General features: G+C 43.9%; 18 protein-coding genes and 1 tRNA gene. 7 read left to right on the top strand and 12 right to left on the bottom strand.

Annotation, left to right across the window (positions count from 1 at the left end; translation table 11 throughout):
- Positions 1-132: 132 nt before the first annotated feature.
- Together lpxH and ACXAGV_RS11860 are read right to left on the bottom strand one after the other, a co-directional pair.
- Positions 133-861: a UDP-2,3-diacylglucosamine diphosphatase gene (gene lpxH, locus ACXAGV_RS11865; protein WP_474873438.1), complete on the bottom strand. Its 729-nt coding sequence runs from the start codon at positions 859-861 to the stop codon at positions 133-135.
- A gap of 135 nt (positions 862-996) precedes the next feature.
- Complete coding sequence (locus tag ACXAGV_RS11860) at positions 997-1,488, bottom strand: peptidylprolyl isomerase (protein WP_020743833.1); 492 nt, start codon at positions 1,486-1,488, stop codon at positions 997-999.
- Between the two features lie 183 nt (positions 1,489-1,671).
- On the opposite strand from ACXAGV_RS11860, the gene cysS reads away from it, so the two are divergent.
- Complete coding sequence (gene cysS, locus ACXAGV_RS11855) at positions 1,672-3,054, top strand: cysteine--tRNA ligase (protein ID WP_474873437.1); 1,383 nt, start codon at positions 1,672-1,674, stop codon at positions 3,052-3,054.
- A 73-nt stretch (positions 3,055-3,127) separates the two neighbouring features.
- On the opposite strand, the gene ACXAGV_RS11850 is transcribed toward cysS, so the two are convergent.
- From ACXAGV_RS11850 to gloB, 3 genes are all read right to left on the bottom strand, one after another.
- Complete coding sequence (locus ACXAGV_RS11850; protein WP_474873436.1) at positions 3,128-4,159, bottom strand: ion transporter; 1,032 nt, start codon at positions 4,157-4,159, stop codon at positions 3,128-3,130.
- Positions 4,160-4,239: 80 nt separating this feature from the next.
- Positions 4,240-5,904 (bottom strand): lytic transglycosylase, encoded by a 1,665-nt coding sequence (locus ACXAGV_RS11845; protein ID WP_474873435.1) that lies wholly within the window; start codon positions 5,902-5,904, stop codon positions 4,240-4,242.
- Positions 5,905-5,968: 64 nt separating this feature from the next.
- The gene (gene gloB / locus ACXAGV_RS11840) at positions 5,969-6,760 is read right to left on the bottom strand and encodes a hydroxyacylglutathione hydrolase (protein WP_474873434.1); all 792 of its coding nucleotides are present in this window, start codon (positions 6,758-6,760) and stop codon (positions 5,969-5,971) included.
- Positions 6,761-6,844: 84 nt separating this feature from the next.
- Between gloB and ACXAGV_RS11835 the strand changes: the two genes are divergently transcribed.
- Positions 6,845-7,705, top strand: a complete 861-nt coding sequence (locus ACXAGV_RS11835) for a class I SAM-dependent methyltransferase (RefSeq protein WP_474873433.1) — start codon at positions 6,845-6,847, stop codon at positions 7,703-7,705.
- 185 nt (positions 7,706-7,890) lie between these two features.
- Here the strand turns inward: ACXAGV_RS11835 and ACXAGV_RS11830 are convergent, their stop codons facing one another.
- Complete coding sequence (locus tag ACXAGV_RS11830; protein ID WP_474873432.1) at positions 7,891-8,730, bottom strand: mechanosensitive ion channel family protein; 840 nt, start codon at positions 8,728-8,730, stop codon at positions 7,891-7,893.
- A 361-nt stretch (positions 8,731-9,091) separates the two neighbouring features.
- Positions 9,092-11,119: a methionine--tRNA ligase gene (gene metG, locus ACXAGV_RS11825; protein ID WP_474873431.1), complete on the bottom strand. Its 2,028-nt coding sequence runs from the start codon at positions 11,117-11,119 to the stop codon at positions 9,092-9,094.
- Positions 11,120-11,227: 108 nt separating this feature from the next.
- Here metG and apbC point away from each other — a divergent pair, with 108 nt between their 5' ends.
- The 4 genes from apbC (at position 11,228) to ACXAGV_RS11805 (ending at position 14,974) form a co-directional block, all read left to right on the top strand.
- On the top strand, positions 11,228-12,334 hold the full coding sequence (gene apbC / locus ACXAGV_RS11820; RefSeq protein WP_474873430.1) for an iron-sulfur cluster carrier protein ApbC: 1,107 nt from the start codon (positions 11,228-11,230) through the stop codon (positions 12,332-12,334).
- 259 nt (positions 12,335-12,593) lie between these two features.
- On the top strand, positions 12,594-13,187 hold the full coding sequence (gene dcd, locus ACXAGV_RS11815) for a dCTP deaminase (RefSeq protein WP_071815166.1): 594 nt from the start codon (positions 12,594-12,596) through the stop codon (positions 13,185-13,187).
- Positions 13,188-13,323: 136 nt separating this feature from the next.
- On the top strand, positions 13,324-14,760 hold the full coding sequence (locus ACXAGV_RS11810) for an SLC13 family permease (protein WP_474873429.1): 1,437 nt from the start codon (positions 13,324-13,326) through the stop codon (positions 14,758-14,760).
- A gap of 137 nt (positions 14,761-14,897) precedes the next feature.
- Positions 14,898-14,974 (top strand) — tRNA-Pro (locus tag ACXAGV_RS11805).
- Positions 14,975-15,540: 566 nt separating this feature from the next.
- Here the strand turns inward: ACXAGV_RS11805 and ACXAGV_RS11800 are convergent.
- On the bottom strand, positions 15,541-16,269 hold the full coding sequence (locus ACXAGV_RS11800) for a hypothetical protein (RefSeq protein ID WP_474873428.1): 729 nt from the start codon (positions 16,267-16,269) through the stop codon (positions 15,541-15,543).
- A gap of 72 nt (positions 16,270-16,341) precedes the next feature.
- Positions 16,342-17,361 carry a helix-turn-helix transcriptional regulator gene (locus ACXAGV_RS11795; RefSeq protein WP_474873427.1) on the bottom strand — a complete coding sequence of 340 codons (1,020 nt, stop codon included), beginning with the start codon at positions 17,359-17,361 and terminating at the stop codon, positions 16,342-16,344.
- Between the two features lie 92 nt (positions 17,362-17,453).
- On the opposite strand from ACXAGV_RS11795, the gene ACXAGV_RS11790 reads away from it, so the two are divergent.
- Positions 17,454-18,473, top strand: a complete 1,020-nt coding sequence (locus ACXAGV_RS11790; RefSeq protein WP_474873426.1) for a PDDEXK family nuclease — start codon at positions 17,454-17,456, stop codon at positions 18,471-18,473.
- Positions 18,474-18,763: 290 nt separating this feature from the next.
- Here ACXAGV_RS11790 and ACXAGV_RS11785 read toward each other — a convergent pair whose 3' ends face one another.
- The 3 genes from ACXAGV_RS11785 to ACXAGV_RS11775 form a co-directional block, all read right to left on the bottom strand.
- Positions 18,764-19,258, bottom strand: coding sequence for a carboxymuconolactone decarboxylase family protein (locus ACXAGV_RS11785; protein ID WP_474873425.1), 495 nt, complete (start codon positions 19,256-19,258; stop codon positions 18,764-18,766).
- Between the two features lie 42 nt (positions 19,259-19,300).
- On the bottom strand, positions 19,301-20,104 hold the full coding sequence (locus tag ACXAGV_RS11780; RefSeq protein ID WP_474873424.1) for an AraC family transcriptional regulator: 804 nt from the start codon (positions 20,102-20,104) through the stop codon (positions 19,301-19,303).
- A gap of 105 nt (positions 20,105-20,209) precedes the next feature.
- Positions 20,210-21,064, bottom strand: a complete 855-nt coding sequence (locus ACXAGV_RS11775; protein WP_474873423.1) for an alpha/beta fold hydrolase — start codon at positions 21,062-21,064, stop codon at positions 20,210-20,212.
- Positions 21,065-21,102 lie beyond the last annotated feature (38 nt).

Genomic DNA, 21,102 nt, shown 5'->3' with positions numbered 1-21,102 from the left:
TGATGACTAACTTGCTTTTATTCTTTATACCACAGAACAAAAATTAAGCCAGTGCGTAACACATGTACTTTGGGCTAGTTTGTAAGAAATCATGTTCGGTGTAACGTTAGCGTTGATTCGTGCGAAAGACTGCTATTTACTAAAGTTATGTTGCTGCAGCATCACGTCGTTTTCTGAAACCTTTAAAACGCTACCTTGATCGTACCAATCACCCAGTACAATCCGCGTGGCAGGTTTGCCATTAGCTTCAAGGCTGTGAATGTTTGGTCTATGTGTATGGCCGTGGATCATGCGTTGCACGCCCCATTTTTCCATTACTTTCACCACTTCTTCAGGGGTAACATCCATAATGTCTGGTTTGAGGTTTTGTTGCTTAGCCTTACTTTCCTTACGGCCATTATCGGCTACGCGTTGGCGATACCATAAAGGTAGGGCAAGCATTAAACGAGGCCACCACCAACCACGAGATTTCTTGCGAAACTTCTGATAGGCAACATCACGAGTACATAACTCGTCACCGTGGGTCAGCAGGGTAGGTGTGCCGTACAAGTCTATGACCTCTTGTTCGTTTAACAGGGTCATGCCTGCTTTTGATAGCCACTTTTCTCGTATAGCGAAATCGCGATTGCCGTGTATAAAGTAAATGGGGCAGTGCTGACTCACTTCTTTAAAGGCTGTCGCTATAGCAGTATTAAACGGGGTAACATTGTCGTCGCCAATCCACACTTCAAATAAGTCACCAAGAACATATAGTGCATCAGCATTAATCGCGTCTTCTTTTAAGAAGCGCATTAAGCATTCTGTAATATCAGAACGGTCTGCACTTAGGTGTAAATCAGCAATGAAGTAGGTGAACGACATAAATCTTCTTAAGTGTGGTCTAAAAAGCCGCGTTAACGTTCACGCGGCTTTAATGTAACTAAAGGCTTGTTTTGAACAGCATGCCAGCCAAGCCAAAATTTAGTCAGGTGTTGTAATAATAATCTAAGCAGTTACTTATGCTACAACTGCTTTTTCAATAATAACTGGCTCAACAGGTACATCCTGATGGTAGCCGTTGTTACCGGTTTTAACCGCTTTGATCTTCTCTACCACGTCCATACCTTCAACCACTTTACCAAACGCGCAGTAGCCCCAACCGTTTACTGACTTACTAGTGTGGTTAAGGAAGTCGTTGTTGTTCACGTTAATAAAGAATTGTGCGGTAGCTGAGTGTGGGTCTTGAGTACGCGCCATCGCGATTGTACCTACTTCATTCGCAACACCGTTGTCAGCTTCGTTTTCGATAGGCTCTTTAGTATCTTTCTGTTCCATATCAGGTGTAAAACCGCCACCTTGAACCATGAAATTGTTAATTACACGGTGAAAGATTGTGTTGTCGAAAAAGCCGTCTTCTACATAAGAAAGGAAGTTAGCTACTGTTTTAGGTGCTTTATCTTCAAAAAGCTCTAGGGTGATGTCACCGAAATTTGTTTTTAACGTAACCATTGTGGTTTGTCCTGTGTGTTAGCGTATATGTAAAGTGGGGGCATTTTAGCGCAAAACAGGTAGCTAGCGCAAAGAGCGGGTATGGCAAATAACAGCAATATCGCTGCAAATGGCTTGTACCATTTAAATCGTGACAGTGCTAAACTTTGCGCCCCAAAATTATGACAAATAGGAAATATAGACATGCTACATCTTTACAATACCCGAACCCGTGAAAAAGCGAAGTTTGTTCCGCTTCAAGAAGGGAAAGTGGGTTTGTATGTGTGTGGTATTACCGTTTATGACCTTAGTCACATGGGGCATGCCCGTACCTACCTAAGTTTCGACGTTTTGGTACGTTACATGCGACACCTTGGTTTAGATGTGAAGTACGTACGTAACATCACGGATATCGACGATAAAATTATTGCTCGTGCCAATGAAAACGGCGAAAGCTTTGAAGCGCTGACTGCACGCACTATCGCTATGATGCACGAAGACTTTGCGGCGATTAACTTACTAGAGCCAGACGTAGAGCCAACAGTAAGTGGCCACATGGACGAGATCATTGAAATTATCCAACGTCTTATGGACAAAGGCTATGCCTATCAAGCTAAAAGCGGCGATGTGCTATTTGACGTAAGCAAGTATGAAGACTACGGCAAGCTAAGCAAGCAAGACCTAGATCAGCTTAAAGCCGGTGCCCGGGTTGAAGTAGCGGCAGGTAAAGACGACCCGCTAGATTTCGTATTGTGGAAAACCACCAAGCCGGGTGAGCCAGCGTGGCAGTCGCCATGGGGCGAGGGGCGTCCGGGCTGGCACATTGAGTGTTCAGCGATGAACCACAAGCACCTTGGCGCCCACTTTGACATTCATGGCGGTGGCTCAGATTTAACCTTCCCACACCACGAAAATGAAGTAGCTCAATCGTGCTGCGCGTATGACACACCTTATGTAAACGTGTGGATGCACGCGGGTATGGTTCAAGTTAATGATGAAAAGATGTCTAAGTCGTTAGGTAACTTCTTTACCTTACGCGATGTGCTTAAAGAGCATGACTCAGAAACCTTGCGTTTCTTTTTAATGTCGGCGCATTATCGTAGTCAGTTAAGCTACTCGCAAGACAACATCACTCAAGCAAAAGCTGCGCTAGAGCGTTTGTATACTGCGCTGCGTGGTGTAACAGTAGACGAGAGCACGGACCTTAGCTACGGTGGTTATTTAGCGCGTTTCGAAGCGGCTATGGATGACGACCTAAACGTACCTGAAGCCTTTTCGGTGTTGTTCGATGTGGCACGTGAGCTTAACCGTCAGAAAGACAACGCTGAAGAAGCGGGTAAACTAGCAGCGGTTCTTAAAGGCCTTGGTGCAATTTTGGGTATGCTTCAAAGCGACCCAGACACCTTCTTGAAAGGCGGTGAAGGCAATGACGACGAAGCGGCCGAAATTGAAGCCTTGATTAAACAGCGCAACGATGCCCGGGCTGCGAAAGACTGGGCGGCAGCAGACGCTGCACGTGATGCACTAAATGCAAAAGGCGTAGTGCTGGAAGATGGCCCAAGCGGTACGACTTGGCGAAAAGCCTAATTAGCTGCCTGTACTATTTGACAGAATGAAAGCCCGCAATTTTGCGGGCTTTCTTATTTGGCACAGCCATCTCTTAAATTTCGGGCTTGCCAGTGGGAATGGCCGACTCTTTTTCAGTCAGATGTGACTTCCAACGCTGCTGTGCAACGTGAGCTTTTACAAGTTCTAAGCATTCATTTACAACGTTAAGTACTTCTTTATCAAGTGCATCGGCGGTAGGGGTATAGTCGTGCATACCGACTGAAATGAAATGGTCGATGCGCTCTGCGTCTAAGTCGCTTAACAGATTAACTAACGATGTGGTCACGATATCGGTGACTGACTCTTCTAATGTATTTTCAATGGTTTTGCCGATAACAGGCAGGTAATGCAGGGAAGAAACTTGTGCATTACTTCTCACCGCTTTGCCTACGCTTTTGCGCACGTGCTCTCGTATCACCTCGCCGTGCTCTTCGCTTTGAATTGACTGGCCTAAATGGTTGATAACGCCAGCCATCCACTGCGTTATCACTGGGCGACGGGGGGCAAGTACTTGTGCGTTGATATCGTCTAATAAAGGCGAGCCAGCTGAAATATCTTTTTGCGCATCGCTGAGCACTTTTACAACAATCCGGTCGCTTAATTCTTCAACAAATACATCATAGTAAAACGCAAAAAAGCGAAAGACTGCGGTTTGGTTCAAGTCGATGATTTCGAATTTATGCAGGCGGTGCAAAATAGAAAATATGCGCAAGAAACGAAATAGGCGGGTAGGTCCAGTAGGGATAAGGCCTATGATGTCGTACCAATGCAAAAACGGAAAAAAGTACCAGCGTAAGTGTTCTTTACGCACAATGGCTACACCCCACCGGAAGCAAAATTCGCTGAAGAAAATAGCGATAAACACCAAGTCGACCAACAGAAAGTTGTTGTGAACGGGATCGTAAGCACTAAGAAAAGCGGGAAAATACGTGCCCAATAGACCATAGACAAAGTCGGTGGCGTATAAGGCATCGAAAATGAGCCATGTTAGGTTCACAAAAAGTATACCTAACATGACTAAATCTAAGATTAACCAAGGCGTTTCATGACTGTTTCGCAAATTTTCTCGGTTAATTCTTAGCATTTCCTTATCCTGTATTCTGACTTAAAGCGTAACGTAAATGCGGTTTGGCATGAACAGTATTGAACTTTAAGTACTAAAGGTTAGCTTGATGCGTTCAACCTTGTTACGTCTACATAAAGTTTTAGCTTCTGACCAGGTTGTAGATAGCGCTTGGTATTAAGTGAATTCCACTTGCCTATGTCGCTTACTCTAACATTGAACTTGCTGGCGATACGAGACAACGAATCGCCATTTCTTACTGTGTAGGTCACTTTTTTGGTAACACCGTCTTGCGCTTTACCTTCCTGCCAGATAACTAAGGTCTTGCCCGGGTGAAGCATATCGCCAGGGGCCATACCGTTCCATTTAGCTAACTGCTTAGTGCCTATATTGTACTTACGGGCAATATCCCAAAGCGTATCACCAGATTGTACGATATGACGTACTTTTTGCTTAGACAGGTTGCCGTTCTGCAAGCTGGCTAGACGCTGTTCCTGAGATAATGTGTAGCTATCCAGTTCTTGAAGTGCTACTGGTACCATTATTGCCTGGCCTATTCGAATCATTGATGAGTCTAACTCATTTATTCGTTTCAGCACTTTCACTGTGGTGTGGTACTGCTTTGCAATCTTACCTAAGCTGTCACCGGACTTAACTGTGTGGCGTACCCAGTTAAGACGCTCTTTTTGATCAATCTCAGCAAGGGCTTGCGAAAACGCAGCAGCTTTATCAAGGGGGAGTATTAACCTGTGTGGTCCTTCAGGTGACGTTGCCCAGCGGTTGAAGCCAGGGTTTAAGCCATGCAATTCCTTCAGTGACATACCTGCTAGTTCGGCAGCAAATGCTAAATCGACCTGAGAGCCAATATCGACCACCTCGATAACCGCAACATTCTCAACTTCAGGCCACGCATACGCATATTCATCTTTATTTTTTAAAATATCAGCCAGCGCAAGCAATTTAGGCACATAAGCGCGGGTTTCCTTGGGTAGATTCAAATTCCAGAAATCAGTAGGTTTACCCGCACGTTTGTTAGCTTTAATAGCCCTTTGAACGCGGCCTTCGCCACTATTATAGGCGGCAAGTGCGTGCAGCCAATTACCATCAAACATTTCGTTTAGATAGGTTAGATAGTCAAGTGCACCTTGAGTAGACGCAACAACGTCGCGACGTCCGTCATACCACCAATTCTGTTGCATACCAAAGCGCTTTCCTGTGCCAGGAATAAACTGCCACATACCAGCCGCTCGGCCATGGGAATAAGCAAAGGGATCGAAAGCACTTTCTACGATAGGAAGAAGAATTAACTCCATCGGCATATCGCGCTTTTCAATTTCCTCTGCAATATAATAGAGGAAGGGCTTAGCGCGCTTTACCACGCGAGCCATGTATTCAGGGTGTTTTAGATACCACTTTCGTTGGGCGCTAATACGCTTGTCATTAGGGATAGAAAGGGCAAAGTTTGCACTAGCACGTTCCCAAACGTCTGTTACCACAGCTTGCGTATGCATGTCAGGTGTATCGGTAAGCTCAGCACCTTCTTCTAGCGTATCGTCATTCGGGTGAACGACTTCAACAACGCCATCTCTTGCTAATTTACAATCTGAAATGGCTTCTTCGTTGCTATAAATTTCATTGCACGCTTCTAAAGAAGCGTTTTCATTGTTCTGTAACTGTGCATTGTCGCTACTGTCGTCGGTTAACTGACAACCCGTTAAACCTATCGCCAACAACAACGGCGATAGAGGAAAAAACTTCAACTGCATATATGAAGAAACCTCTTGGAGCACTGCAAACCGGCAATATTACGATAATCGGCTTACTTTTGCATCAAAACTCATCTTTCCAGCCGCGAACTGCAGCAAACACTGCAACATCGTCAGCCAGGTTATTTTCGCAATAGGCTTCGGCAGCAGTTTTCACAGAAAGTTCATGGGCGCGTAAAAATGGGTTAATGTTTTTTTGTTCTTTGAGGTTACTGGGTAACGTAGGCAAATTTTGGGCGCGTTTTTCATCTACCCACTGCGCGTAGTCGCGTAACGCTTTATTGTTTGGCTCTACTGCCAAAGCAAATTGAACGTTGGCTTTGGTGTATTCGTGGGTACAGTACACCTTAGTGGTGTCTGGAAGTCGCTTTAACTTATTTAATGAATGGTGCATTTGCTCTGGAGAACCTTCGAACAATCTTCCGCACCCTGCTGAAAACAGCGTATCACCGCAAAATAGTACGCCATGCCCAAAAAAAGCAATATGGTCAAGAGTATGGCCTGGCACTTCCATAACTTGCAGTGCCATTTTAAACACAGGAAGTGTAACGGTATCGCCTTGTGCCACGGACTTTGTAATGCCTCGTATATGGTTACCTCTGGGGCCTATAACAGGTAAATTGGGCACTGCTGACACTAACTTCGCTATGCCGCCGGTGTGATCTCTATGATGATGAGTAATCAGCACAGCGCTGAGCGTTAAGCCCTTAGCTTTCAGAAAGGCCAACACAGGTTCCGCATCACCGGGGTCCACAACAATAGCGCTACTTTCGTTATAAATGCACCAAATGTAATTGTCGGTAAAAGCGGGAATAGGATGAATGGCTACGCCTGAAGGAAGTGTTTCTGCCGTCATTAGAGTACCTGCTTGTGTAGGTAGAATTATGCGTTACTATAGGGGCTTGTGAAGAGCAGAGCAACCTAAGAGCGCGCAGTGTTAATGAGAACGGCGTTTAAAACCAAACCGCCTCGCTACCCTACAAACTGGGATGATTTCCCCGCCGGCGAGCATATTAGACATGCTGTAAATGTTGTGTGTAACGATTATTCTGAGCGCATATTTGGGTATCACTTTGCCAAATTAGGTTCGCTGAGTGCCGAGATCAATCTGAATGGCAGCCCAATTCGACACCATATCAACCATGTTCCTTTTAATGACTTATTTAGCGACAAGCTGCGTGAAAACGGCGGAGAAGATGGCTACCTCAGCCGTGATCACGCATCGGTTAAGTCAATAGAAAATGAAACACGCGAAACAAAAACAAGTAGAGAAAACACGGTAGTCGGGCAGTCGCACTGCTTACCCTTTGCCGAAAACAGTATTGATGGGTTTCTATTAGCGAATGAATTAGATTTCGCGCAAGACCCTCACGAGATCTTACGCGAAGTCGACCGCGTTATTACACAAAACGGTTACGTCATCATCAGTGGTTTTAACCCGTTAAGCCTAGCTGGAATTGCCAAATTTCTGCCGGTTAAACGCGGAAATATCTTACACGATGCTCGCTTTTTTACGTCATATCGCATTAAAGATTGGCTTCAGTTGCTGGGATTTGAAATTGTTGAACAACGCCAAGTAATGTTTTCAACGCTCTTTTTTCAACAAAAGTGGAAAGGGGCGGTTAAGCTTCAGGATTATTTATCTTCTTATTTGCCCTGGTGCAGCGCTATATATGTAATACTCGCGAAAAAGCGGGTAATCCCTATGACGGCCATAAAACCTAAACGCAATTTAAAGCCGCGTTTTTCAGCGGTAGGGGCAAGTGTGCGTACCTATACGGCGAATCGTACGCTGCGTTAGTGGTCTTAATATACATGTCATGTGGATTGAGAGCGCGCTTGGCTCTTAACTAGCAGGCTGTACTAAGCATTAACCCTTTTAGATATTTGCTAGGTTGCTGTATCAGATCGCCAGGCTTTAGCGTTTATAAGCCAATTTGAAGGGGAGTTGGAGATAGCTTAGCAAGCTACCTCCATATTGAGATTTTAATCGTCACTTGCTTTATACAAATGCACATCTCGCTGCGGGTACGGAATACTAATACCTTCCTCGTCAAAGGCTTTTTTAACCTTTTCCTGCATATCCCAGTAATAAGGCCACAAGTCATCTGTACCGACCCAAGGTCTAAACATCAGGTCGACTGAATTATCACCTAGTCCACCTACACAAATCCTAGGTGCAGGGTCGGTCAATGAGCGTTCGTCCTCTTCAAACAAACGCTGCAAAATATTCTTTGCTTTGTCGATATCGTCATCGTAGCCAATGCCAAATGTCATGTCGCAGCGGCGTTTATCGTATACGCTAACGTTAGTTAATGTGGCATTAGACAGATTCCCGTTGGGAATAACAACACGCCTATTGTCAAAGGTGTTAATCACAGTATACAGAATTTGTATTTCTGCTACAGACCCTAAATGACCTTCCGCTTCAATGGTGTCACCCACTTTAAAGGGTTTGAAAATAAGGATAAGTACACCGCCAGCAAAATTAGCCAGGCTGCCTTGTAATGCTAGACCTATAGCCAAGCCTGCCGCCCCAACTACGGCAATAAATGAGGTGGTTTCAATACCTATCATAGAGGCAACAGAAATCAACAACATGACTTTTAAAACGGCACTTATAAGTCCGCATAAGAATTTATTGAGAGTGGGGTCCTTTTTACCTATTCGGTGATCCAACAGGGTTATAAAACGATTCACTAACCAAAGACCTACCACCAAAGTAAGAATAGCCAATAGCAATTTGGGGGTGTAAGTCATCACCAGTGATATAGCTTTTTCGGTTAATTCCGATAAATCGATATTAGTCCCGAACAAATCTTCCATAAATACCTCTTTCAATGATTAAACACCGTGACTACGTTATAGAAAGAATGATAGATCGCCTTAAATTGACGCGAGTTGAAATAGTTTTTTTGTTGATTTGAAGTGGGTAGCCTCTTGAGCTAGAGAGCTAGAGAGCAAGAGGGCCATAGCGGATTAGGGTGCAGAGCATGTGAGTAATGGTGGAGCTAGATGATGGGGGAGATTACTGAGCTTATACGGTTGTGTGCTTGTACCTGGCGTATCCAGATAACTTTGGGTATTAAAAATAAAAGAGTTTCAATAACCGCTCAATAAAAAAGGTGACATCCCATCGCTTTATAGCGCTGAATGTCACCTTACTTTAATATGTGCGCTTTAAAGCTTACTTAACACGCATACCCGGTTTTGCACCTTCGTGCGGCTCAAGAATATATAGCTCGTCGCCGCCAGGGCCCGCGGCTAATACCATGCCTTCACTCATGCCAAAACGCATTTTACGCGGGGCTAGGTTCGCCACCATTACCGTGTGCTTACCGATTAGGGCTTCAGGCGAGTAGGCCGACTTAATACCGGCAAAAACTTGTTTAGTTTCGCCGCCTAAATCTAGCTCTAAGCGAAGAAGCTTGTCAGCTTTTTCTACGTGCTCGGCGTTAGCGATACGTGCAATACGTAAATCAACCTTTGCGAAATCATCAAACGAAATAGTGTCGCTGATAGGGTCTTTAGCTAGCGGGCTGTCTGGGTCGATAGCCGGTGCAGCTGGCGCTAGGCTTTCTTTTGAATCATCAACCATGGCGTCGATTTTCTCCATTTCTACACGCTGCATCATCGGCTTAAATTTGTTGATGGCGTGGCCTTTTAATAAGGTTTGCAGTGAATTCCAGTCAAACGAGTCGTTTAGGAAAGCTTCTGCTTTTTCTGCAAGTACTGGCAGTACAGGCTTTAAGTAAATAACCAACAGACGGAACATGTTGATACCCAGCGAGCACACATCGTGTGTGAACTGCTGTTTAGTTTCGTCTTTAATGGTTACCCAAGGTGCGTTGTTGTCGATGAACTGGTTTGCCTTATCAGCAAGGGCCATAATTTCACGCACTGCTTGGTGGTACTTACGTTTCTCGAAAAGTGCTGCAATGCTCTCTGATGCGTTTTGGAACTCGGCAATTAGCTCTGGCTCAATCACGTTGTCAGACAATTTGCCGTCGAAACGCTTGGTGATAAAGCTTGCACAGCGGCTTGCAATGTTAACCACTTTACCTACCAGGTCTGAATTCACTTTTTGTGCAAAGTCAGTAAAGTTAAGGTCGATGTCGGTAACACCGTCGCCCAACTTAGACGCAAAGTAGTAACGCAGATATTCTGGGTTCAGGTGGTCAAGGTAAGTACGGCCTTTAATAAAGGTACCGCGCGACTTTGACATTTTCGCACCGTTCACCGTTACAAAACCATGAATGTTTACGCCAGTAGGCTTACGGTATCCCGCGCCCTCTAGCATGGCAGGCCAGAATAGGCAGTGGAAATAAGTAATGTCTTTACCAATAAAGTGGTACAGCTCAGCGTCAGAATCGGCTTTCCAGAAGTCGTCAAACTCTAGGTTATTCTGGTCGCAGAAGTTTTTGAAACTAGCCATGTAGCCAACAGGCGCATCTACCCACACGTAGAAGAACTTGTTCGGCGCACCTGGAATTTCAAAGCCGAAGTAAGGCGCATCACGGCTGATGTCCCACTGTTGAAGACCTTCAGTAAACCATTCTTGCAGCTTGTTAGCCATTTCTTCTTGAAGGGCACCCGAGCGGATCCACTCTTTTAACATGTCTTCAAATTTTGGCAGATCAAAGAAGAAGTGCTCAGACTCACGTAGTACTGGTGTAGCACCCGATACCACGCTACGCGGGTTTTTAACTTCAGTTGGGCTGTAAGTTGCGCCACATACGTCGCAGCTATCGCCGTTTTGGTCTTCTGCACCACAGCTTGGGCACGTACCCTTAACGAAACGATCTGGAAGGAACATTTCTTTTTCAGGGTCGAACAGTTGGTTAATAGTGCGCTTGCTAATGTAACCCGCGTTATCTAGACGAGTGTAAATCTCTTCACACAATGCCTTGTTTTCTGGCGAATGGGTTACATAGTAGTTGTCGTAATCAACGTGAAAATCAACAAGGTCTTGGTGATGTTCAGCACGCGTTCTTGCCACCATTTCTTCTGGTGTAATGCCAAGCTCTTGGGCTTTAAGCATAACCGGCGTACCGTGTGCATCGTCGGCGCAAACACTGTAACATTCGTTTCCGCGAAGGCGCTGAAAACGAGTCCAGATGTCGGTTTGAATGTGTTCTAGCAAATGACCTAAGTGAATAGAGCCATTTGCGTATGGCAACGCACTGGTTACCAGAATTCGGCGTTTTTCTGACATAATGACGTTATTGATTCTTTGCGTTTCAAAATGGCTGCAAATACTAGCGGAAAACCGCGTTTTTTGCATTACGTAATTCAAACAATTCTACTACTAGTAAGGCATTTTATGTTCTTTTCTCGCAAAGCAGAGCCGCTAAAACAAAAGGTTGCTGCTATTTTAGCCAAGTATTTCTCGCTAGATGTTGAAGATACCTTGCCATGGTGTGCTTTTAGCCAGCCAGAAAATGAAGATGCAGGCGTTACAGTTACTTTGCCATTTTGCATTGCTACACAGTTAGATACGCTTAAACAAGAAGTGCTTAACCAGCTTAAAGGTAAGCTAGATGCCGATAAGCTTACTTTCAAGCAAAACGTTGCCAGTGGCGAAACTGAAGTTGCCCCTGTTACTAATATCAAAAATATTATTGCGGTAGCCTCGGGCAAAGGTGGTGTGGGCAAGTCTACAACCAGTATCAACCTTGCGTTTGCGCTTATGCAAGAAGGCGCGAAAGTAGGTATTTTAGATGCTGACATTTACGGGCCGTCTATTCCCATTATGTTGGGCAACCCTGATGCACACCCTGAAAGTGAAGACAACAAGCACATGCAGCCGCTTGTTGCACATGGGCTGGTAGCAAACTCCATAGGTTATTTAGTGCCGCAAGAAGACGCGGCAGTATGGCGCGGACCAATGGCGAGCAGGGCGTTAAAGCAATTATTAGATGAAACCCTATGGCCCGTGCTGGACTACTTAATTGTAGATATGCCGCCCGGTACTGGTGATATCCAGCTGACGATGGCACAGCAAGTACCGCTAACTGCTTCTGTGGTAGTAACTACACCGCAAGACTTAGCGCTAGCCGACGCCCAAAAAGGTATAAGCATGTTTGAAAAAGTCAATGTGCCAGTGCTTGGACTTATCGAAAACATGAGCTATTACCAATGCAGAGCATGTGGTACTAAAGATTACGTATTTGCAAAAGACGGTGGAGAGGCACTGGCCGAACGTCACGGATTGCCACTGTTAGGGCAGCTACCTCTTGATATTCATATTCGCGAACATGCCGATGCAGGTACTCCGTTGTTACTGGCCTCGCCTGACAGTGCTTTAAGCGAAAGCTACCGTGAGGCAGCTAGAGCAATGTCTATGCAACTAGCGCTTACCGTTGAACCACGTAAAGGGGCGGTTAAACACATCAAAGGCGACCCAATTGGCATCATTGGGAAAGAGTGAAAAAGGGGAAAGATAGGCAACAATGTAAGAGAAGGTAGGGTTAAGTAATACAGGTGACGCACAGTAGAGGTGTTCGTTCAGTTCAAAGCCTAGCTAGATGCTGAACCAAGGAAAAATAGATTAAGTTCTGGTGCTTAAATTTAAAATTGACTAAAACTTTATAAAAATTGCGCAAAAGCAGATAAAACAAGCCTTTGAGCAGTTGAATGCATGCGATGACATACGCATAATAGCGGCCTAACGAAATGAGGAATACACCATGCGCTTGTGCGACCGCGATATCTATCAACATCTTCAAGATGGGAAAATAAAAATTGAACCTACACCTAATTATGATCAGATTAGCGGTGTAACGGTAGATATCCGCCTTGGTAACAAATTTCGTGTGTTTGAAGATCATCAAGCACCGTTTATCGATTTAAGTGGTCCAAAAGCGCAGGTACAAGAAGCGCTGGACCACGTGATGAGCGACGAAATTGAACTAGAAGAGGGTAAAGCCTTCTTTCTACACCCTGGTGAACTAGCGCTTGCTATTACCCACGAGTCGGTAACGCTGCCGGATAATATCGTTGGCTGGCTAGACGGGCGCTCTTCGCTCGCACGTTTGGGCTTAATGGTTCACGTGACGGCGCATAGAATCGACCCAGGTTGGTCGGGCAACATTGTTCTTGAGTTTTACAACAGCGGTAAATTACCCCTAGCGCTTCGCCCTAAAATGAAAATAGGGGCACTAAGCTTTGAAGTACTATCAGCGCCAGCTGAAAAACCTTATAACGCCAGAGTTGATGCGAAATATAAAGGCCAAGCCGGTGCAGTAGCCAGCCGAATCTCGTCTGACGACGAAAGTAAGTAAAACAACCAAAAACAAATTTTTGGAAAAGCCTCGTGCGTTTCCCGCTAATTACTGATAGAAAATATAAGAGCAATAAAAAGGGCCAATAGCTAAGGCCCTAGCACTTATAATAAAGCGATTAGTAACGGGAAGCGCAATGCACACAAATCCTGAACCTTCTTCAGATACTCTACAACGGCAGCCAACACGTAAGAATAGTATTATTCTTTTTGCGTTTATCGCCTCTGTTCTAAGCGGTATGGGCTTGTGGGCTGTAAATCAGCCCAGTGAAATTGTATTTACTGCAGCTATCACTCTTTTTGTAGCAGTACTTTGGGTAACCGAAGCGTTGCCCATTCCCGCTACCTCGCTTTTACCCTTCGCGCTATTCCCGCTATTTGGTGTGTTGTCTCACAGCGAAGCTGCGTCTGCCTTGGGAAGTCATGTCATTATTTTATTAATGGCGGCTTTCATGCTTTCAAAAGGGCTAGAACGTGCCAACTTACACAAGCGGTTTGCTATTTACATGCTGCGTATAACAGGCAGCGGCAGCCCGCTAAAACTGGTAATGGGCTTTATGCTGACCACCGCCGTCCTTAGTATGTGGATTAGTAACACCGCCACGGTGTTAATGATGTTGCCAATGGCCATTGCCATTATCAACGCGGTTGATCACCCCCGATTTGGCGTAGCCCTCATTTTGGGTATCGCTTATTCAGCAAGTTTAGGCGGGGTAGGGACGCCAATTGGCACACCGCCTAATATTATCTTTATGAGCGTGTATGAAGAAACACAAGGTATGGAGTACAGCTTTATTGACTGGATGAAAACTGGCGTACCGATTGTTGTTTTAGGTGTGCCTATCATGGCCTTGTGGTTAGCGCGCGGAATTAAAGAAGTGGGCAACATAGATTTGCCGGTACCTAGTGCATGGACAAAAGCCGAAAAGCGTGTACTTGCCATTTTTGGTACGGTTGCAATGGCATGGATATTTAGACCTTTTTGGACTGCATGGATAGGCGTAACTACTATTAGTGATAGCACTATAGCCGTTGCGGGTGTTGCTGCCATGTTTTTCACCAATAGCGGCAATGACCACGGTGAAATAGACGCAAAAGGAAACCGTGACAAGCTGCTAGATTGGAAAACCGCGAACGATATTCCGTGGGGGATGCTGCTTTTGTTCGCGGGTGGAATTTGTATTGCGAAAGCGTTTATGTCGTCGGGTTTAAGCGTATTAATGGGCTCTTGGTTGACAGGTCTTGCAACCTTACCGGTATTACTTCTTATACTAGGCATTTGCTTGTTTGTAACTTTTCTAACGGAAATTACCTCAAATACCGCGACCTCTACGCTGCTAATGCCAATTCTTGCGGCGGCGGGTATGGCGGTTGGCGTAGACCCCAAATTACTCATGATACCGGCGGCCATAAGCGCAAGTTGCGCCTTTATGCTGCCAGTAGCGACAGCACCGAACGCCATTGCGTACTCAACTGAAAAGTTCGATATTAAAACCATGGCAAGAGAGGGAATAATGCTGAACGTGCTGGTGGCCTTAGTTGTAACTGCAGTGTGCTACGTTACGTTAGCCTGATATCAAAAAAACCGGCAACTAGGTGTTTTAATGCAGAAATTTGCAAAGATGGTTAGCAATTGAGCGCTTAAACAGACTTATTGCTAATTCTCGTTGCATTGTGAACAAATTTGAGTAGTATTACTCGCTCTTTCGGTCGGTGTGTAGCGCAGCCTGGTAGCGCACTGTCATGGGGTGTCAGGGGTCGGAGGTTCAAATCCTCTCACACCGACCAACTTCTCTCTCACCCTTGAGTGGCTTGACTTACAAGCGTTTCATCACTCAGAATCTCTCTTATCAATTCATATACAAGCTTCTATAGGGTCACCAATAGGGTCACTTCTGGGGTCACCTTAAGGCTCAATAGCAGCTGATTTGGCAATGGTTTTAACTAATGGACGATACGTATCTCAGAAGAAAAGACTCTGGTTTGTTTCTTTATCGGAGAAAAACGTCTCTACCCCATAAACGGGGGATAAGCATTCACCTTACACGATTGATAACACCATCCCATCCGCAATGGGTCATCACTCTTATTCGATAATTTTCAAAGTTTCTAAAACCATTGATTTCAATTTTTAGGTTGCGCGTTTAGCTGTAGTTGCTTATATCTGAACTAGAGGTCGCACATGTGCTCTGAGACCTAACCTGAAAGATATTTAAATGTCATAAGTTTATGTGTTTACATTATTTTTCCTGCCGCGTTTCAGTGCGTAGTGCAGACCCTTAGGCGATATACTCCCCATCGCAAAAGGCAGAGGCCTAAGAAGCAAAGTGTATACTCAGCTTTCGCATGCTCCTTTACTTCCAGTCGGTTGAGCCCAAGGTATTATCAGCGTACTTAGATATATTACTTGCCAGCGTAGCCATTTTGTCGAAACTATTTATACCCGAAGCACCACCAAAGAATGGAACAACAAACACGAGAGTGTTATTGTCATTGCAACGCGCAACATTGAACATTTCACCGTCGTCTACAGTCGTCAAATCGCAGTCGAAAAAGCGAAAAAAGGACATCATCGAGCCTTTGCCGGTACATACTATTACTCGCGGACTATGTTTTTTTACTAAGCTTTGAAAGAAACGCCCTCGATGTGATATACACCATTCTATATAAACGTCGAAAGAATGCAGTCCTATGAGCTTAGCCATATCGCTATTCCAAGATACACTGGAGCGATTTTTGAAAGAAATAGGAAAAGCGTTCATTTTAAATCCAATGCCATCCGAGCACATAAGCTTGTGTTTAACAGCTTGTTCTTTGTGCCCATGTTTCCAGTCATAGAGATAACTGTATAGCCAGGCAATCTTATTATTGTATTGATATTTAAGACGCTCTTGTACCTGACCATCCCAGTTGCCCACATTGAAGGGTCCCTCCATTGTCTTTTCTAGATCAGCTAAGTCTTTAAACTCCGTTCCCCATTCCAAGCCACATACCCAAACACTCGAATCTAAATTTCCACCATCACAGCCGTAGTGGGAACATGCAAATTGTTTGAATTTTTCATTTAACTGGCGCTTCGTCATTACTTAATCCTTTATCCTTTCAACTTATACACAAAACTTACACCTAAACTGCGTCATAATTTGTCGCATATATTAAAAATTATCGACTTTATACAAATTAGATAATGCGGTGACTTCATTTTTAATTGCTTGTCGCAAATTCGTAGGTGCAAGCACTTCAATACTGCTCCCTTGTGAACGTAGCCACCATCTGAACTGCCAAGAATCCTTGACGGTGGCAGTAAGGTCAAGCCAGTCAGTATTAGTTTCTTTAACCTGCATATCATGCGATAGCGGAGTCTCAAAAAGATAGTTGATGACCGAACGATGAATTCGAGCTTCAAAAGCAATGTCACCACTCAAACTAAATTCAGCAGCACCAGAATCTATATAATGTTGCAACGAAAAATTCACTGGCTTATCAATATTGTCCTCCAGCTGTTCAGCGACATTTATTCTCTGTAACGCATATAACCGGACATCTTTGTAACTAAATGCTGTGGCAGCTAAATAAAGTATCTTACCTCGCTGAATCAACCCGAGGGGGTGTAACACGAGTGTTTTAGCCTCTTCCGCCCAAACACCCGAATAAACAACTTTCACTTGCTTATCATCTAGCAGAGCACTCTGGATAATGTTAAGGACTTGTCCGTCAATAGCTGGAGGGAGTAACGGCATTGATGGTGTTCGAATGGCGACTTTATCCGTCCATTGAGCAAGAGCATGATCTCGACTAGCTTCTTGCAAATGTTTTTTAGCATATTCGAAACGTGGCTTTAATGGTCTTAAAACCGAGGGTGGTAGTAGTGGAGCGATAACTTCTTCGGTTATTGCCAGGGAAACACAATCACTGATGCTGAGATTAGGTATATCAAACGAAGCATTATCCATCCAGCGCCAGCCATAAGGTCTACTTTTGTCATTACAGAGCAACGGAAATTGTCGAGACAGCTCATTTAAATCTCGCTCTACAGTACGCTTTGAAACATTAAAACCTAAGCTTGTAAGCCTTTCTACTAGTTCTCTGGCCGATATGCCTACTCCAACTGAAGGTAAGAGTCTCAAGATTTCCCACTGGCGACTTAGCGTATTCCGTTCTGTTATCTGACTCATCTCAATTCGTCCTTACACGTGCGACACATATTGTCGCGCCTTTTAATCACTATACCTTACCTTACTGAATGATCACTCGAAGGAGTGCAAAAATGCTCTACAAAATAGAAGAACAAGCCAACCTTTTTAAGAAATTAGAACCTTTGGAGTTTAAAGACTTTTCGAGTTTTGGAAAGCTTGCGGATAATCTAGAGAACTTAATTGCAAGTAGTATTTTAGATGTATTGTTTGAAGAAGCTAGATTAATGCCTGCGTTTCAGCGAAAGCAGCGGCCAATAGGAGCGGATATATATGCTCTCAATGAAATAGGTGAATTATTATTGTTTATCTTAAAGCGTTCAACTGATGGGGAAGACGCCGTCAATCAAGCTCTAAGATACATGCAAAATGCTGGTCAATTGAGCTACCAAAAATTAGAAGAAAAATTTATACGGCATAGTCAAAACGAAATGTCTCTAGTTCAAGTTCACAAAGAAGCTTTCGGCCTTGAGCACGAACTAGAGCCTGAAAAAATTAACAATAAACAACATCTATTAGTTATCGGCAGTGCAGCCGATCAATCACTAATTTCTCACGTTGATTACTGGAAGAAAAATGGTATGTCTATTTATTTCCTACCATATAGGATTTATGAACTTGCTGGAGAATATTACTTTGAATTCTTTGCACTTCCACATGATCAACACAAGAACCCAAGAGATGTAAAAGGCGTAATATTCGACACAAATCGTCGTTGGAACGAGAACTCTATTTGGTCGATGATAGATAATAGTCGTCTTGAAGCATATGGTGATTCAAAGCAGTTTGTTCACGATATTCATGTAGACGATATTGTTTTCTTTTCACACGAATGGTGCGGCTTAATTGCTGCCGCAAAAGTAAAAGGTGAGATTAAAGCTCTAGACAGTGAAACTCTGTATCGAGATGTAGAATTTTTGACTCCCATCCCGAACCGGAAGGATAACAGAATGTTGGCTATGCCTTTTTCACATGTGAAACTAAAGACGGGTAAAACTTTCTTTTGGGCTAGAACTGTAAAGATACCTTATCTGTCAAAAAGTGAAGCGCTTGAGTTAGTTGATGTGCTTAATAATTATTTGTATCAAACATAGAAAGTCGCGATTGCCGGAATACTTCGTAGCCGCGCCTTTGAGTGACAGAAGTCGGCTATGAGCGTAAAGCGGAGATTGGGTTAGCTATTCTTCTATTGTTTTCGGCAGAGAATGGGAGATGCATACAACATAAACATATCAGAACCGGAAATTCTTTTTCAACGAACTTGCCATAACATGCTCCCCTATAACGACCAGATTTTTTTGCCCATAACTTAAAAATGTTCAAGGCAATAGGTCTCTCAATGAAAGCGTTTTCTTTGTTTTCATTGAGAGTTATAGTTTTCACTTCACTTGCGCACGATACTGTCAGTGAATCGACCAGACTTTACTAGACAGATTTTCGGTTGAAACTTGAGGCTCACTGAAATGCGATTCCAGCTGTTGATTTGAAGTATTACAGACGTCAATTCTACCAACCCTTGTTTTCCAAATACATTTTCTACAGTGTTATAAAGTTCTTCGGTAATGGTCGAGGAGTGAATAAGCGTTAAGGCTTCGGTCCATTCAAGGGCAACCCGCTCCTCGTTATTAAAACAATCCAACTCTTTCCACGCTGATAGCACATCTAGCCTCGCCTGGTTTTCATTAGATTTTCTCGCTTCGTCGGTATGCATATGTTGGCAGAAGCCACATTGATTAATTTGTGACGCGCGCAGCCTGACTAAATGCAGAATTTTGTGGCTTAGTAGGCTTTTAGAGGAAGGTTTAACCAAACCTTGTAAATGTTCAAGAATATGAGGGTATTCAGAGTAGAATTCAGATTGCGTTATACGATTGTTCATAGTTATCTCCTTTCGTTCAGAGAGAACTATAAGTGTTTGGTATTATGGCTTATTGTAAATTTGCGACAATTTTCGCGCTCTATATTGATGTGGTGTTTCTAATGCAAAGGCGCTAAAGGCATGGGTAAAGTGTGCTTGATCGAAATAACCACACGCTAAAGCAACTTCGCTTAGTTGATTGGAAACACTCCCAAGTAGATAGCGTGCTCGACGTATTTGAGCGAACTTGTGAAGTTTGTTTGGCGAGAATCCAAAATTAGCATTGAATTGACGCTCAAGCGTTCTTCGACTCACACCAAATTGGTCAGCAAGACTTTGCGGGGGTACCAGTAAATTTGCTGACTGATAAAGCATGTGCTCCCATTTCTGTACCCGAGTATCGCAATTTTCGATAATACGTTCCAGCCACCTCTGAATGGCCAAGCACTGAATGGCGATAGTTTTGCCGGTAAGAGATTCTTGTAGTTGTCGATACGAAGCAAGATGTTTGGCTCCAATATCGGTGATGTTTATTTGATGGTTTTCAGTACTATCGAACTGAACCCCGAAAAGACGTCTTAATGCACCAGGCTTCAATCTTATGCTGATTTGCCTACCTGACAGTTTCCAAGGCATGGCACAAACTTTTGTGTGGTAAAACAGTTTTGCCTCACACGTTGTTTGATCGATATAGAAAGTCAAACTTGCACCCGCGTCGGGATAAAACTTTTCCTTTAGGGTAGTGGAAGACCCTATTGGGCGATCATTGACCCAGATACATTGCACAAATCTGCGGATGGCATAAATTGGCGTTATAAACTCAATATTAAAACGCTTAAAGCTCACGGCGGGAATGATTTTGTTCATGCTTGAAGCGTACATAATAGTTTAAAAAAAGCGTCTTACAGTTCAGATAATCATCATCTTACCCTTGTCGCTTTTTGCATCAAGCTTAATATTGTAAGCATAAAATTATTTTCTCAGAAACTCCTGAACAGACTCTAAAACCAATTCAGCACTTTCAATCTGCGGATAATGTCCTATATCAACAAGTTCTACTGTGTCAGCATTGGGTACAAGTTCCTTATACCTTTTGACCATGTGTGCACCAGAAATGGGGTCAGCCATGCCAGCAGTTAGTCGAACCGCAACGTCAGCATTTTGAAGTGCACCTACCCAACGTTCTCGGTATTGCTTGCGCTGTTTCATATAGTCCAAAAGCAAGTGCATGTATTTGTGACCACTTTTTTCAGTAATAAGCGCCCAAAAATCATTGATGTCTTGATCTGAAGGGGGCGTGTTTGGGCCAAAAATGTTGTGCATGCTTTTTCGAATCGCATTTTTGCTTAAAAAAGGAATAAGCAGCCCGCCAATAGGGGAAAGTAATAGCTTTTGAATGGGTAATGCTTGATGGGTTTCAGGAAAAAGGCCGCCATTTAGCAAATGCAGCGACTCCATACGAAACACGAGGTTACCATCTAACTGACGGGCCATTAACTCCTGCGCAACGGTATCACCGTAATCGTGAGATAGAACGTGAGCATGCGTAATTTGAAGATGTTTCATTACTGCTTCTATCACCGCTGCTTGTTCTATTATTTTGTATTTTTTGGGGGCTTTGGTGCTAAAACCAAACCCCAACATATCGAGTGTTACGCAGTGAAATTTCTTTGTAAGTGAAGGCCATAACTTAACCCAGTCGAAACTCGCAGTAGGATACCCATGAATTAACAACAGCACAGGCCCTTTGCCTTGGGTTTTGTAGAAAATTTGCTGATTGTTAACGCTTAGGAATTGGCCTGAACTACGCCATTGTGAAAGTTGCATTACGACATGCCCTTATTATTGTTTTATTCTTAGCCTGC

The organism is Alteromonas sp. ABH4_453 (genome assembly GCF_056160665.1).
The sequence above is the reverse complement of the archived record's forward strand: the minus strand, read 5'-3'. Positions and strand labels throughout refer to the sequence as shown.

Coding starts and splice junctions, on each gene's coding strand:
- ACXAGV_RS11810 (WP_474873429.1), top strand. CDS start 13,324: ATGCACACAAATCCTGAACCTTCTTCAGATACTCTACAACGGCAGCCA.
- ACXAGV_RS11835 (WP_474873433.1), top strand. CDS start 6,845: ATGAGAACGGCGTTTAAAACCAAACCGCCTCGCTACCCTACAAACTGG.
- ACXAGV_RS11795 (WP_474873427.1), bottom strand. CDS start 17,361: ATGAGTCAGATAACAGAACGGAATACGCTAAGTCGCCAGTGGGAAATC.
- ACXAGV_RS11780 (WP_474873424.1), bottom strand. CDS start 20,104: ATGAACAAAATCATTCCCGCCGTGAGCTTTAAGCGTTTTAATATTGAG.
- ACXAGV_RS11800 (WP_474873428.1), bottom strand. CDS start 16,269: ATGACGAAGCGCCAGTTAAATGAAAAATTCAAACAATTTGCATGTTCC.
- apbC (WP_474873430.1), top strand. CDS start 11,228: ATGTTCTTTTCTCGCAAAGCAGAGCCGCTAAAACAAAAGGTTGCTGCT.
- ACXAGV_RS11785 (WP_474873425.1), bottom strand. CDS start 19,258: ATGAACAATCGTATAACGCAATCTGAATTCTACTCTGAATACCCTCAT.
- ACXAGV_RS11845 (WP_474873435.1), bottom strand. CDS start 5,904: ATGCAGTTGAAGTTTTTTCCTCTATCGCCGTTGTTGTTGGCGATAGGT.
- gloB (WP_474873434.1), bottom strand. CDS start 6,760: ATGACGGCAGAAACACTTCCTTCAGGCGTAGCCATTCATCCTATTCCC.
- dcd (WP_071815166.1), top strand. CDS start 12,594: ATGCGCTTGTGCGACCGCGATATCTATCAACATCTTCAAGATGGGAAA.
- ACXAGV_RS11850 (WP_474873436.1), bottom strand. CDS start 4,159: ATGCTAAGAATTAACCGAGAAAATTTGCGAAACAGTCATGAAACGCCT.
- cysS (WP_474873437.1), top strand. CDS start 1,672: ATGCTACATCTTTACAATACCCGAACCCGTGAAAAAGCGAAGTTTGTT.
- ACXAGV_RS11790 (WP_474873426.1), top strand. CDS start 17,454: ATGCTCTACAAAATAGAAGAACAAGCCAACCTTTTTAAGAAATTAGAA.
- ACXAGV_RS11860 (WP_020743833.1), bottom strand. CDS start 1,488: ATGGTTACGTTAAAAACAAATTTCGGTGACATCACCCTAGAGCTTTTT.
- ACXAGV_RS11775 (WP_474873423.1), bottom strand. CDS start 21,064: ATGCAACTTTCACAATGGCGTAGTTCAGGCCAATTCCTAAGCGTTAAC.
- metG (WP_474873431.1), bottom strand. CDS start 11,119: ATGTCAGAAAAACGCCGAATTCTGGTAACCAGTGCGTTGCCATACGCA.
- lpxH (WP_474873438.1), bottom strand. CDS start 861: ATGTCGTTCACCTACTTCATTGCTGATTTACACCTAAGTGCAGACCGT.
- ACXAGV_RS11830 (WP_474873432.1), bottom strand. CDS start 8,730: ATGGAAGATTTGTTCGGGACTAATATCGATTTATCGGAATTAACCGAA.